Genomic DNA, 12,136 nt, shown 5'->3' with positions numbered 1-12,136 from the left:
TGTCCTGGATGGTGATGTCACGCGGCGGCCTTCGGGCCGCGCACGTCGCTTCGGCATCTCTTACTTATGAGTTCTTGGTGCGCTTACTCCAGCGGTCGCACCCGATGCGAGCCGCGCGCCATCAGGCGTAATGCAAATGCATGCGGCAGCAGGCGCAGCGCTGCATTGACCAGCCGATAGCGCCAGCCCGGCACAGCCAGCACCTGGCCGCGTTCCAGTGCGGCGATTCCATAGTCGGCTACTGCGTCGGCCTGCAGCCAGGTCCAGGCGGGCAGGGTGGACATTGCCTCGCGCGTGCCGGTGACATCGTGGAATTCCGACCATGCAAAGCCGGGGCAAAGCGCGCAGACCTTGACGCCGCAATCGGCGTTTTCCAGCGCCAACGATTCGCTGAAGCGCAGCATGAAGCTCTTGCTGGCCGCATACAGGGTCTGCCCATCGGCGCTTGGCGTCAGCGCCGCGAACGACGCCACATTGAGAATACGTCCCTGGCCGCTGGCGCGGATCATCGGCAACAGCCGCCAGGTCAGCTCGCACACCGCGCCCACCATCACCTGCAGAAAGCGCGCATGCGTGGCCCAGTCGCTGTGCAGATAACGGCCCGGCACGCCGTAACCGGCGTTGTTGACCAGGGTGCCCACGGTCCATTCATTGCGCTGGATCTGCGCCGCCAGCGCTGCGGCCGCGGAAGGGTCGGCCAGATCGGCCGGCAGCACTTCCACCCGCACCGCGCTGCGCAATTCCTCGGCCAATGCCTGCAGCCGGTCCACCCGGCGCGCGGTCAGGATCAGTGGCACGCCGCGTCTGGCGTAGGCCCGCGCAATCTCGCGGCCGATGCCGCTGGAAGCGCCGGTGATCAGCGCAAAGACAGGTGAAACGGACATGGCAGGTTCCTGTTTGGGAAGGAGTGGGACATGCGGCGGACAGAAGTGTGCCGGTTGCCGGCAGGGCATGGGCTATTCTGTCGGCTGTCTTCAACTCAGGAACCTGCGCCTGATGCGTCGAAAGATCGTAGCTGGAAATTGGAAGCTGCATGGCAGCCGCGCCTTCGCCACCGAACTGGTGGCCCAGGTCGCCGCGCACATGCCCCTGGAGGGTGTCGACGTCGTCATCCTGCCGCCACTGCCTTACCTCGGTGATCTGATCGAGGATTTCGAGGCACATCACCTGTCGTTCGGAGCCCAGGACGTCAGTAGCAACGAAAAGGGCGCCTATACCGGCGAGGTATCGGCCTCGATGCTGGTCGATGTCGGTGCCGGCTATGGGCTGGTCGGCCATTCCGAGCGCCGCCAGTATCACCACGAGAGCAGCGAGCTGGTGGCGCGCAAGTTCGCCGCCGCCATGCATGCCGGGCTGATTCCGGTGCTGTGCGTGGGCGAATCGCTGGAACAGCGTGAAGCCGGCCAGACTGAGGCAATCCTACGTGCCCAGCTCGAACCGGTCCTGGCGCTGGTTGGCAGTGACGGTTTCGCGGGCGCAGTGCTGGCCTACGAACCGATCTGGGCCATTGGCACCGGCCGCACCGCCAGCCCGGAGCAGGCCCAGGCCGTGCACGCCTTCCTGCGTGGCGAAGTCGCGAAGGCGGATGCTAGAATTGCCGATTCGTTGCCCATCCTGTACGGGGGCAGTGTCAAGCCCGATAACGCCGGCGAGCTGTTCGCGCAGCCCGATGTCGATGGCGGGCTGGTCGGAGGCGCATCACTGGTTGCCGAAGATTTCCTGGCCATCGCACGCGCGGCGGCTGCTTGCTAACCCATTAAGTTTTGTCCGGGGACGGATTTCGAAATGCTGATGTTGATCCTCAATGTGGTCTACGTGCTGGTCGCCCTGGCGATGATTGCGCTGATCCTGATGCAGCGTGGTGCAGGTGCGGCGGCCGGGTCCGGCTTCGGTGCCGGCGCCTCGGGCACCGTGTTCGGTTCGCAGGGTGCGTCGAACTTCCTGTCCAAGTCGACCAAATGGCTGGCCGTGGTGTTTTTCAGCATCAGCCTGTTCATGGCGTGGTACGCCACGCACGGCGCCCGTCCTACCGACCAGAACCTGGGCGTGATGTCGCAGGCGGCAACGCCGGCTCCGGCTGCTGCCGGCGAGCTGACCCAGCCGCTGCCGCAGGCTCCGGCTGCCGGTGGCGTTCCGACCGCTCCGTCGCATCCGGCTCCTGCCGCTGCACCGGCAGCGGCACCGGTGCAGTCCGCACCGGCGCAGCCGGCGCCTGCGGCAAGCGAAGAAAACGCTTCAGAAGCAGCACAAAAACGCTGAAGCCGGTTACAATACGCTGCGCACTGGGATGCCCAGCGGCGCAACGTATGCCCAGGTGGCGGAATTGGTAGACGCACTACCTTGAGGTGGTAGCGACTTAGGTCGTAGGGGTTCGAGTCCCCTCTTGGGCACCATTGTTTGGCTGCAGTTCCTGCGCATTGCTTGTCGCGCGCGGGGCCTGTCCATACCCCATGCCGGCACGCGGCGCGTGCGGGCAGAGGCAAGAGAGAATCGCTGTGCTGGCCGAATATTTGCCGAGTCTGCTGTTTCTGATCGTCGCCACCGGTATCGGCATCGTGCTGATGTTGGTCGGTCGATTCCTCGGTCCGCGTAGTCCGGACCCGCGCAAGCTCTCGCCTTACGAGTGTGGCTTCGAAGCCTTCGAAGACGCGCGCATGAAGTTCGATGTGCGCTACTACCTGATCGCGATCCAGTTCATCGTGTTCGATCTGGAAATCATTTTCATCGTGCCGTGGACGCAGGTGTTCATGGAGATCGGCGCACGTTCGCTGGTCACCATGGGTCTGTTCGTCGGCATGTTGTTCCTCGGCTTTATCTACGTGTGGAAGAAGGGAGCGCTGGAATGGGAGTGATTCAGACCCTGGATCGTCTGATGACCAACCCGATGCCGGAAGGCCGGGTGGAAGACATCCTGCGCCCGGAAGGCGAAAACCCGTTGCTCGAAAAGGGCTACGTGACCACCAGCGTCGATGCGCTGCTGAACTGGGCGCGCACCGGCTCGATGTGGCCGATGACCTTCGGTCTGGCCTGTTGTGCGGTCGAGATGATGCACGCCGGCGCATCGCGCCTGGATCTGGACCGTTACGGCGTGGTGTTCCGCCCGTCGCCGCGCCAGTCCGACGTGATGATCGTGGCCGGCACGCTGGTCAACAAGATGGCCCCTGCGCTGCGCAAGGTCTACGACCAGATGCCGGACCCGAAGTGGGTCATCTCGATGGGTAGTTGCGCCAATGGCGGCGGCTACTATCACTATTCGTATTCGGTGGTGCGCGGTTGCGACCGCATCGTGCCGGTGGACATCTACGTTCCCGGTTGCCCGCCGACCGCCGAGGCGCTGGTCTACGGCATCTTGCAGCTGCAGAAGAAGATCTGGCGTACCCAGACCATCGCGCGCTGACACCCGTCTTCTTCTACCGAGAGCAGCCAAGCCCCCATGGCAGAGCAAGCATCCTCCTTCACTGACCGACTTGCGGCACGTTTCGCCGCTGCGCAGATCGCCGTGGCATTGCCGCGCGGCGAAGTGACGCTGGAAGTCGCTGCGGCCGATTGGCACGCCACCTGTCTGGCGCTGCGCGATGAGCTCGGTTTCGAACAGCTCAGCGACCTGTGCGGCGTCGATTACCTGGGCTACGGCAGCGACGAGTGGGATACCGCCGACGTGTCGTCGCAGGGCTTCAGTCGCGGCGTCGAGGGCAAGGCCGTCGGTCGTTTCGCCTGGGGCGAATTTCCCAGCCAGGAAAGTTCCACTGGCGCGCAGCCGCAGCACATGCCCAGGCAGCGCTTCGCAGTGGTCGCGCAGCTGATTTCCTACCAGCACAACCAGCGTCTGCGCGTGCGTTGCTACGCACCGGACGAGCAGGTGCCGGTGGTGGCCTCGTTGACCGATATCTGGCCGGGCGTGAACTGGTTCGAACGCGAAGCCTTCGACCTGTTCGGCATCGTGTTCGATGGCCACCCGGATCTGCGCCGCATCCTGACCGACTACGGATTCGTCGGCCATCCGTTCCGCAAGGATTTCCCGCTGATCGGCAACGTCGAAGTGCGTTACGACGATGAGCGCAAACGCGTGGTGTATGAGCCGGTGACCTCGGTCGAGCCGCGCGTCGGCGTGCCGCGCGTGATTCGCGACGATGCCCGTTATGAGACTGCCGCCGGTGAAGTGGGCAAGTCGGAGACTGCCAAGTGAGTGAGTTCCGCCAGGCAACCGATGCCTTCGCGAGCAATCCTGCCGAAAGCAAGCAGGAAATCCGCAATTACACGATGAACTTCGGCCCGCAGCATCCTGCGGCGCACGGCGTGCTGCGCCTGATCCTGGAAATGGATGGCGAGACCGTGGTGCGCGCCGATCCGCATATCGGGCTGCTGCACCGTGGCACCGAGAAGTTGGCCGAATCCAAGCCGTTCAACCAGTCGGTTCCGTACATGGATCGCCTGGATTACGTGTCGATGATGTGCAACGAACACGCCTACGTCCGCGCGATCGAGTCCCTGATGGGCATCGAAGCGCCCGAGCGTGCGCAGTACATCCGCACCATGTTCGACGAGATCACCCGCATCAAGAACCACCTGATGTGGGTGGGCTCCAACGCGCTCGATCTGGGTGCGATGGCGGTGATGCTGTATGCATTCCGCGAGCGCGAAGAATTGATGGACGTCTACGAGGCGGTCAGTGGCGCGCGCATGCACGCAGCCTATTATCGTCCCGGTGGCGTGTACCGCGATCTGCCCGATCGCATGCCGAGGTACAAGGAGTCGCGCTGGCACAAGGGCGGGGCGCTGAAGAAGCTCAATGCGGCGCGCGAAGGATCGATGCTGGACTTCCTCGAAGACTTCACCAACACCTTTCCGTCGCGCGTGGATGAATACGAAACGCTGCTGACCGATAATCGTATCTGGAAACAGCGTACCGTCGATGTCGGCATCATCAGCCCTGATCTGGCGCGTGCCTGGGGCATGACCGGTCCGATGCTGCGTGGTTCCGGTATCGAGTGGGATCTGCGCAAGAAGCAGCCGTACGCCAAATACGATGCGGTGGAGTTCGATGTCCCGGTCGGCACCAACGGCGACTGCTACGACCGTTACCTGGTGCGCGTGGCCGAGATGCGCGAATCCAACCGCATCATCAAGCAATGCGTGAAGTGGCTGAAGGCCAATCCGGGCCCGGTCATGGTCACCAATTTCAAGGTCGCTCCGCCAAGCCGCGAAGGCATGAAGGACGACATGGAAGCGCTGATCCATCACTTCAAGCTGTTCAGCGAAGGCTACTGCGTGCCGGCCGGGGAAACCTATAGCGCGGTCGAAGCGCCCAAGGGCGAGTTCGGGTGCTACCTGATGTCCGATGGCGCCAACAAGCCGTTCCGCGTGCATCTGCGCGCGCCGGGTTTTGCGCATCTGTCGTCGATGGACGCCGTGGTGCGTGGCTATTTGCTGGCCGACGTCGTGGCGATGATCGGTACTTACGATTTGGTTTTCGGTGAGGTTGACCGATGAAGGCGACGGGTAATTTCGAAGCGGCGCGCGACGTCGATCCGCAGGTGGTGCTGAGCGACAAGACGCGCGCGCACATCGACCATTGGATAGCCAAGTTTCCGCCCGATCGCAAGCGTTCGGCGGTGCTGCAGGGCCTGCATGCTGCACAGGAGCAGAACCAGGGTTGGTTGACCGACGAATTGATCGTCGGTGTGGCCAAGTACCTGGAACTGCCGCCAGTGTGGGCCTACGAGGTCGCCAGCTTCTACTCGATGTTCGAGACCGAGCGCGTCGGCCGCCACAACGTGGCGTTCTGCACCAACATCAGTTGCTGGCTCAATGGCGCCGAAGATCTGTTGGCGCATGCGGAAAAGAAACTGGGTTGCAAGCTGGGGCAGTCGACGGCCGATGGCCGCGTCTACCTCAAGCGCGAAGAAGAGTGCCTGGCGGCCTGCTCTGCAGCGCCGATGATGGTCATCAACGGCCACTATCACGAGCACCTGACGAAAGAGAAGGTCGACGCGCTGCTGGACGGGCTGGAATAAGACATGGCACATCATCACGCACCCTCAGGCCCGGTCGGTCCGGCGCCGCTGCCGCATCAGGTCGTCTATACGACCCTGCATTACGACACCCCGTGGTCGTATGAGAGCTATCTGAAAACCGGTGGCTACGCCGCGCTGCGCAAGATCCTCGAAGAGAAGATCGCGCCGGCCGACGTCATCGAAATGGTCAAGGCATCGAACCTGCGCGGCCGTGGCGGCGCAGGCTTCCCGACCGGGCTGAAGTGGTCGTTCATGCCCAAGGGCACGATGCAGAAGTACATCCTGTGCAATTCGGACGAATCCGAGCCGGGCACCTGCAAGGACCGCGACATCCTGCGTTACAACCCGCATTCGGTGGTGGAGGGCATGGCCATCGCCTGCTACGCCACTGGCTCGACGGTGGGCTACAACTACCTGCGTGGCGAGTTCCACCACGAGCCGTTCGAAAACTTCGAGCTGGCACTGGCCGATGCGTACGCCAACGGCTGGCTGGGCAAGAACATTCTCGGCAGCGGCGTGGATATCGATATCTACGGTGCGCTGGGCGCTGGCGCCTATATCTGCGGCGAAGAAACCGCATTGATGGAATCGCTGGAAGGCAAGAAGGGCCAGCCGCGCTACAAGCCGCCGTTCCCGGCGAACTTCGGCCTGTACGGCAAGCCGACCACCATCAACAACACCGAGACCTATGCGTCGGTGCCGGCGATCATTCGTAATGGCCCGGAGTGGTTCCTCGGTTTGAGCAAGACCAAGAACGGCGGCCCGAAAATTTTCTCGGTCTCCGGTTGCGTGCAGAAGGGCGGCAATTTCGAAGTGCCGCTCGGCACCACCTTCGACGAATTGCTGGAAATGGCCGGTGGCCTGCGTCCGGGTCGCAAGCTCAAGGGCGTGGTGCCCGGCGGCGTGTCGATGCCGGTATTGAAGGCCGACCAGGTCGCTGGCCTGCAGATGGATTACGACACCCTGCGTGCGCTGGGCACCGGTCTGGGTTCGGGCGCCATCGTGGTACTGGACGACAGCGTCTGCTGCGTGCGTTTCGCGTGCCGCATCTCGCAGTTCTTCCACAAGGAATCCTGCGGCCAGTGCACCCCGTGCCGCGAGGGCACCGGCTGGATGCACCGCGTGCTGGAGCGCATCGTTGCCGGCAAGGCCACGATGGAAGACCTGCACCAGCTGCGCACGGTTGCCGGCCAGATCGAAGGGCACACCATCTGTGCGTTCGGTGAAGCGGCGGCATGGCCGATTCAGGGCTTCCTGCGCCAGTTCTGGGACGAGTTCGAGTACTACATCGTCAACGGTCGTTCGATCGTCGATACGCAAGTCGGAGTGGCTGCATGAGCGCCCAACCAGTGAACCCGAACGTCCCACCGGACCATGTCACCGTCGAGATCGACGGGCAGTCCCTGGTGGTGCCGAAGGGATCGATGATCATCCAGGCGGCCGACAAGGCCGGCATCCCGATCCCGCGCTTCTGCTACCACGAGAAGCTGCCGATCGCGGCCAACTGCCGCATGTGCCTGGTCGATGTAGAAAAGTCACCCAAGCCGTCGCCTGCCTGCGCCACGCCGGTGATGGATGGCATGAAGGTCACCACGCGTAGCGAAAAGGCGCTGAAGTACCAGCGCAGCGTGATGGAATTCCTGCTGATCAACCACCCGCTGGACTGCCCGATCTGCGATCAGGGCGGCGAGTGCGAGCTGCAGGACGTTTCGCTCGGCTACGGCCGTTCGGTGAGCCGCTTCAACGAGCGCAAGCGCGTGGTGCCGGACGAAGACATCGGCCCGCTGGTCGCTACCGAAATGACCCGCTGCATCCAGTGCACCCGCTGTGTGCGTTTCACCGCAGACATCGCCGGCACCTACGAGCTGGGCGGCATGTATCGCGGCGAAAATCTGCAGATCGGCACCTACGACGGCAAGCCGCTGACCACCGAAATTTCCGGCAACGTCATCGACGTCTGCCCGGTCGGTGCGCTGACCAACAAGGTGTTCCAGTTCCGTGCGCGTCCGTGGGAATTGATGGCACGCGAATCGCTCGGTTATCACGATGCGATGGGCTCGAACCTGTTCCTGCATGTGCGTCGCGGCGAAGTGCTGCGCACCGTGCCGCGCGAGAACGAGGCAGTCAACGAATGCTGGCTGTCCGATCGCGACCGTTATTCGCATCAGGGTCTGTACGCCGAAGACCGTGCGATCAAGCCCCTGAAGAAGGTCAACGGTGAATGGACCGAGGTGAGCTGGACCGAGGGTCTGGCTGCCGCCACGCAGATCCTGCGTGACAACGCCGGCGATCAGCTCGGCGTGCTGGTGCACCCGTCCACCTCCAACGAGGAGGGTGCATTGCTCGCGCGTCTGGCCGAAGGGCTGGGCAGCGGCAATCTGGACCACCGTCTGCTCAATCGCGATTTCTCCGACGCTGCGGTGGCCGAAGCATTCGCCACGCCGCTGGCCGAGATCGAACAAGCCGACGTGGTCGTGTTGTTCGGCACCAACGTGCGTCACGAGCTGCCGTTGCTTCATGCACGTCTGCGCAAGGCGCACATCCAGAACCGCACCCAGATTCACTCGGTCAACCCGGTCGATTTCGATTTCGCCTTCACCCAGGCCAGTCGGGCCGTGGTGGCGCCGTCGCAGTTGGCTGGCGCCCTGGACGACGTCACGCTGCACGATGCGGTCAAGGCGGCAAGCCGCGCTGTGATCGTGGTCGGTGCGCTGGTCGAAAATCATCCGCAGGCTGCCGCACTGCGTGCAGCTGCACGCGCTTTTGCCGCCGCAACCGGGGCATCGCTGTGCCGCATCCCGCAGGGCGCCAACGCTGTCGGTCTGGTCTCGCAGGGCGTGCTGCCCGCTGCGCGCGACGTGGCTGAAATGTTCGCTCAGCCGCGTCAGGCCTATGTGCTGTATGGCATCGAGCCGGGCCTGGACTTTGCCGATGCGGCCGCTGCACGCAGCGCGCTGGCCGGTGCCAAGGTCGTTGCCTTCAGCCAGTTCGCTTGTGCCTCGACGCGCGATGTGGCCGATGTGATCCTGCCGATCGGCGCGTTGCCGGAAATCGATGCATCGCTGACCAATCTCGACGGTCGCGTGCAAACCGCACGTGCTGCAGGCCGATTGCCGGTCGAAGCACGGGAAGGCTGGCGCGTGCTGCGTGCACTTGGTGGCGAGCTGGGCCTGCGGGGTTTCGAGTTCATCGATCTGGTCGGCCTGCGCGCCGGCATGCAGAACCGCAGTGTGACCCCGACGGCGTCGGCGCAACCAACGGCCGCCAGCAACGGGTTGGAAGTCGCTGCGACTGCAGCGATCTACCGCACCGATGCAGTCGTCCGTCGCGCCGCTGCGCTGCAATCGCACCCGCTCAACCGTGCGCCGTGCGTGACGCTGCATCCGGAGCAGGCTGCGCAGTTGCAGGTCCAGGCAGGTCAGATGGTCAAGGTCGGTACCGATGCCGGTAAGGCAACGCTGCCGGTGGTGCTGGACAAGCGCGTCGCACCGGGCACGGTGTGGATCGAATCCGGCCATGGCGCAACCGCGCCGCTCGGTGCCGGTCGTGTAACGGTGGTGGCTGCATGAACGAATTGCTGTTGAACCTGGTCGACCCTTTGCACCAGTGGTTTCTGGGGCTGGGCGATGGCGGCGTGGTGCTCTGGTCGGTGTTGAAGATCCTGCTGATCACCGTGCCGGTGATCGTGTCGGTGGCCTTCTACGTCGTCTGGGAGCGCAAGCTGATCGGTTGGATGCACGTGCGCCACGGGCCGATGTACGTGGGCATGGGCATCTTCCAGGCCTTCGCCGACGTGTTCAAACTCCTGTTCAAGGAGATCGTGCAACCCAGCAGCGCGCACAAGGCGATGTTCATCATCGCGCCGTTGCTGACCCTGGCGCCTGCGTTTGCCGCATGGTCGGTGGTGCCGTTCGATGCGAAGCTGGTGTTGTCCAACGCCAACGTCGGTTTGCTGTATCTGCTGGCGATGACTTCGCTGGGCGTGTACGGCATCATCCTCGCCGGTTGGGCATCCAACTCGAAGTACGCCTTCCTGGGTGCGATGCGCTCTGCAGCGCAGGTGGTCAGTTACGAAATTGCGATGGGCTTTGCGCTTGTCGGCGTGATGATCGCCTCGGGCAGCGTCAACCTGAGCCAGATCGTGTTCGCGCAGGCAGGCAGCTCCGGCTTCTTCGACTGGTTCCTGATTCCGCTGTTTCCGTTGTTCATCGTGTACTGGGTGTCCGGCGTCGCCGAAACCAACCGCGCGCCGTTCGACGTCGTGGAAGGCGAATCGGAAATCGTTGCCGGCCACATGGTCGAATATTCGGGTGGTGCATTCGCGCTGTTCTTCCTGGCCGAATACGCCAACATGATCCTGGTCAGCTTCCTGATCTCGATCTTCTTCCTCGGCGGCTGGCTGAGCCCGATCCAGGGCTGGGTCAACGCGGATATATCGCCGTGGATTGACTGGTTGTGGACCGGCGGCTGGCCGTGGCTGCTTTTGAAGGTGTTCTTCTTCGCCAGCGCCTACATCTGGTTCCGTGCCAGCTTCCCGCGCTACCGCTACGACCAGATCATGCGTCTGGGCTGGAAGGTGTTCATTCCGCTCACGATCGTATGGATCGCAGTGACGGCGTTGATGGTGTTTTACGGCGTGATCCAGAAGGGCGTGTAATTGATGAACAAGATCACCCATTACTTCAAGAGCCTGTTGCTGCTCGAACTGCTTGGCGGCTTGTGGCTGACGTTGAAATACACGTTCAAGCCCAAGTACACCGTGCTGTATCCGATGGAGAAATTCCCACAGTCGCCACGGTTCCGTGGCCTGCACGCGCTGCGCCGCTATCCCAATGGGGAAGAGCGTTGCATCGCCTGCAAGCTGTGCGAGGCAGTGTGCCCGGCGCTGGCGATCACCATCGACTCGGCCAAGCGCGAAGATGGCTCACGCCGCACCACGCGCTACGATATCGACCTGTTCAAGTGCATCTTCTGCGGCTTCTGCGAGGAAAGCTGCCCGGTGGACTCGATCGTCGAAACGCACATCCTCGAGTATCACTTCGAGAAGCGTGGCGAGAATATTGTCAACAAGCCGCAGCTGCTGGCGATCGGAGACCGGTTCGAAACCGAGATCGCCGAGCGTCGCGCTGCCGATGCCGCCTTCCGTTGAGGTCATGATGGACTGGGTCACTATTGCTTTTTACGCCTTCTCCGCCGTCGCGGTCGTGTCCGCCGGTGCGGTGATCAGCGTGCGTAACCCGGTATATGCCGTGTTGTGCCTGATCCTCACTTTCTTCTCGATGGCATGCATCTGGTTGCTGGTTGGTGCCGAATTCCTCGGCGTCACGCTGGTGCTGGTCTACGTCGGCGCAGTGATGGTGCTGTTCCTGTTCGTGGTGATGATGCTGGACATCGACACCAGCCGCCTGCGCGAGGGTTGGGTCAAGTACATGCCGCTCGGAGTGATCGTGGCGGTCGCCATGCTGGCGCAGATGGTCACCTTGATCGGCGTCAAGTCGCGCAGCGCCACGCCGTTCCCGGCTGACAACGCAGCGGCGCAAGCCGCCGACAGTTCGAACCTGACCTGGCTGGCCAAGAGCCTGTACACCGAGTTCCTGCTGCCATTCGAATTTGCCGCGGTGATCCTGACTGTGGCCGTGGTGGCTGCGGTGATGCTGACCTTGCGCAAGCGCACCGGCATCAAGCTGCAGAATGCCGGCGAGCAGTCGCGCGTGAAGGCGGGCGACCGTCTGCGCATGGTCAAAATGGCGGTTGAAAAGCCGGTACAGGTTGCGCCGAAGCGCGATGCGGCCGACGGACAGGAGGCGAAGTCTTGATTACCTTGGGCCACCTGCTTGGACTGGGTGCGGTGCTGTTCTGCATCTCCCTGGCCGGCATCTTCCTCAACCGCAAGAACGTCATCGTGTTGCTGATGTCGATCGAGTTGATGCTGCTGTCGGTCAACGTCAACTTCATCGCGTTCTCGCGCGAGCTCGGCGACACCGCCGGTCAGTTGTTCGTGTTCTTCATTCTGACGGTTGCCGCTGCGGAGGCTGCAATCGGCCTCGCGATCCTGGTGACTCTGTTCCGCACGCGCCGCACGATCAATGTGGCCGAAGTCGATACGTTGAAGGGCTGACCTG

14 protein-coding genes and 1 tRNA gene are annotated in these 12,136 nt (G+C 63.0%); 14 read left to right on the top strand and 1 reads right to left on the bottom strand.

The window, feature by feature from the left end; translation table 11 throughout:
• Positions 1-83: 83 nt before the first annotated feature.
• Positions 84-884: an SDR family NAD(P)-dependent oxidoreductase gene (locus tag M3O59_RS12960; protein ID WP_116906562.1), complete on the bottom strand. Its 801-nt coding sequence runs from the start codon at positions 882-884 to the stop codon at positions 84-86.
• A gap of 112 nt (positions 885-996) precedes the next feature.
• Here M3O59_RS12960 and tpiA point away from each other — a divergent pair, with 112 nt between their 5' ends.
• The 14 genes from tpiA (at position 997) to nuoK (ending at position 12,132) form a co-directional block, all read left to right on the top strand.
• Complete coding sequence (tpiA, locus tag M3O59_RS12955; RefSeq protein ID WP_116906563.1) at positions 997-1,752, top strand: triose-phosphate isomerase; 756 nt, start codon at positions 997-999, stop codon at positions 1,750-1,752.
• Between the two features lie 33 nt (positions 1,753-1,785).
• Positions 1,786-2,259 carry a preprotein translocase subunit SecG gene (gene secG / locus M3O59_RS12950; protein ID WP_116906564.1) on the top strand — a complete coding sequence of 158 codons (474 nt, stop codon included), beginning with the start codon at positions 1,786-1,788 and terminating at the stop codon, positions 2,257-2,259.
• Between the two features lie 49 nt (positions 2,260-2,308).
• Positions 2,309-2,393 (top strand) — tRNA-Leu (locus tag M3O59_RS12945).
• Between the two features lie 102 nt (positions 2,394-2,495).
• Positions 2,496-2,852, top strand: a complete 357-nt coding sequence (locus tag M3O59_RS12940; RefSeq protein WP_003485539.1) for an NADH-quinone oxidoreductase subunit A — start codon at positions 2,496-2,498, stop codon at positions 2,850-2,852.
• Positions 2,843-3,397: a NuoB/complex I 20 kDa subunit family protein gene (locus tag M3O59_RS12935; protein WP_010371165.1), complete on the top strand. Its 555-nt coding sequence runs from the start codon at positions 2,843-2,845 to the stop codon at positions 3,395-3,397. Before M3O59_RS12940 ends, M3O59_RS12935 begins: the two co-directional genes overlap by 10 nt.
• A 36-nt stretch (positions 3,398-3,433) precedes the next feature.
• Positions 3,434-4,186, top strand: coding sequence for an NADH-quinone oxidoreductase subunit C (locus M3O59_RS12930; RefSeq protein WP_116906565.1), 753 nt, complete (start codon positions 3,434-3,436; stop codon positions 4,184-4,186).
• The gene (locus tag M3O59_RS12925) at positions 4,183-5,490 is read left to right on the top strand and encodes an NADH-quinone oxidoreductase subunit D (RefSeq protein ID WP_064633843.1); all 1,308 of its coding nucleotides are present in this window, start codon (positions 4,183-4,185) and stop codon (positions 5,488-5,490) included. The genes M3O59_RS12930 and M3O59_RS12925 overlap by 4 nt, the downstream gene beginning before the upstream one ends.
• On the top strand, positions 5,487-6,014 hold the full coding sequence (gene nuoE, locus M3O59_RS12920; protein ID WP_116906566.1) for an NADH-quinone oxidoreductase subunit NuoE: 528 nt from the start codon (positions 5,487-5,489) through the stop codon (positions 6,012-6,014). The genes M3O59_RS12925 and nuoE overlap by 4 nt, the downstream gene beginning before the upstream one ends.
• 3 nt (positions 6,015-6,017) lie before the next feature.
• Positions 6,018-7,352 carry an NADH-quinone oxidoreductase subunit NuoF gene (gene nuoF / locus M3O59_RS12915; RefSeq protein ID WP_011259746.1) on the top strand — a complete coding sequence of 445 codons (1,335 nt, stop codon included), beginning with the start codon at positions 6,018-6,020 and terminating at the stop codon, positions 7,350-7,352.
• Positions 7,349-9,583: an NADH-quinone oxidoreductase subunit NuoG gene (gene nuoG / locus M3O59_RS12910; RefSeq protein WP_116906567.1), complete on the top strand. Its 2,235-nt coding sequence runs from the start codon at positions 7,349-7,351 to the stop codon at positions 9,581-9,583. The genes nuoF and nuoG overlap by 4 nt, the downstream gene beginning before the upstream one ends.
• Positions 9,580-10,671 carry an NADH-quinone oxidoreductase subunit NuoH gene (nuoH, locus tag M3O59_RS12905; protein ID WP_064633846.1) on the top strand — a complete coding sequence of 364 codons (1,092 nt, stop codon included), beginning with the start codon at positions 9,580-9,582 and terminating at the stop codon, positions 10,669-10,671. The genes nuoG and nuoH overlap by 4 nt, the downstream gene beginning before the upstream one ends.
• 3 nt (positions 10,672-10,674) lie before the next feature.
• The gene (nuoI, locus tag M3O59_RS12900) at positions 10,675-11,163 is read left to right on the top strand and encodes an NADH-quinone oxidoreductase subunit NuoI (RefSeq protein WP_002810206.1); all 489 of its coding nucleotides are present in this window, start codon (positions 10,675-10,677) and stop codon (positions 11,161-11,163) included.
• A 4-nt stretch (positions 11,164-11,167) separates the two neighbouring features.
• Entirely contained in the window at positions 11,168-11,830 is a 663-nt protein-coding gene (locus tag M3O59_RS12895; RefSeq protein WP_181920640.1) for an NADH-quinone oxidoreductase subunit J, read from the top strand.
• Entirely contained in the window at positions 11,827-12,132 is a 306-nt protein-coding gene (gene nuoK, locus M3O59_RS12890; protein WP_005914274.1) for an NADH-quinone oxidoreductase subunit NuoK, read from the top strand. Before M3O59_RS12895 ends, nuoK begins: the two co-directional genes overlap by 4 nt.
• Positions 12,133-12,136: the final 4 nt, after the last annotated feature.

Origin of the sequence: Xanthomonas nasturtii (assembly GCF_023337365.3) — a bacterium.
GTDB lineage: Bacteria > Pseudomonadota > Gammaproteobacteria > Xanthomonadales > Xanthomonadaceae > Xanthomonas > Xanthomonas nasturtii.
The sequence above is the reverse complement of the archived record's forward strand: the minus strand, read 5'-3'. Positions and strand labels throughout refer to the sequence as shown.

What these genes read in the sequence shown, in the direction of transcription:
- M3O59_RS12960 (WP_116906562.1), bottom strand. Translation starts at nt 884, where the DNA reads ATGTCCGTTTCACCTGTCTTTGCGCTGATCACCGGCGCTTCCAGCGGC.
- tpiA (WP_116906563.1), top strand. Translation starts at nt 997, where the DNA reads ATGCGTCGAAAGATCGTAGCTGGAAATTGGAAGCTGCATGGCAGCCGC.
- secG (WP_116906564.1), top strand. Translation starts at nt 1,786, where the DNA reads ATGCTGATGTTGATCCTCAATGTGGTCTACGTGCTGGTCGCCCTGGCG.
- M3O59_RS12935 (WP_010371165.1), top strand. Translation starts at nt 2,843, where the DNA reads ATGGGAGTGATTCAGACCCTGGATCGTCTGATGACCAACCCGATGCCG.
- M3O59_RS12930 (WP_116906565.1), top strand. Translation starts at nt 3,434, where the DNA reads ATGGCAGAGCAAGCATCCTCCTTCACTGACCGACTTGCGGCACGTTTC.
- nuoE (WP_116906566.1), top strand. Translation starts at nt 5,487, where the DNA reads ATGAAGGCGACGGGTAATTTCGAAGCGGCGCGCGACGTCGATCCGCAG.
- nuoF (WP_011259746.1), top strand. Translation starts at nt 6,018, where the DNA reads ATGGCACATCATCACGCACCCTCAGGCCCGGTCGGTCCGGCGCCGCTG.
- nuoG (WP_116906567.1), top strand. Translation starts at nt 7,349, where the DNA reads ATGAGCGCCCAACCAGTGAACCCGAACGTCCCACCGGACCATGTCACC.
- nuoH (WP_064633846.1), top strand. Translation starts at nt 9,580, where the DNA reads ATGAACGAATTGCTGTTGAACCTGGTCGACCCTTTGCACCAGTGGTTT.
- nuoI (WP_002810206.1), top strand. Translation starts at nt 10,675, where the DNA reads ATGAACAAGATCACCCATTACTTCAAGAGCCTGTTGCTGCTCGAACTG.
- M3O59_RS12895 (WP_181920640.1), top strand. Translation starts at nt 11,168, where the DNA reads ATGATGGACTGGGTCACTATTGCTTTTTACGCCTTCTCCGCCGTCGCG.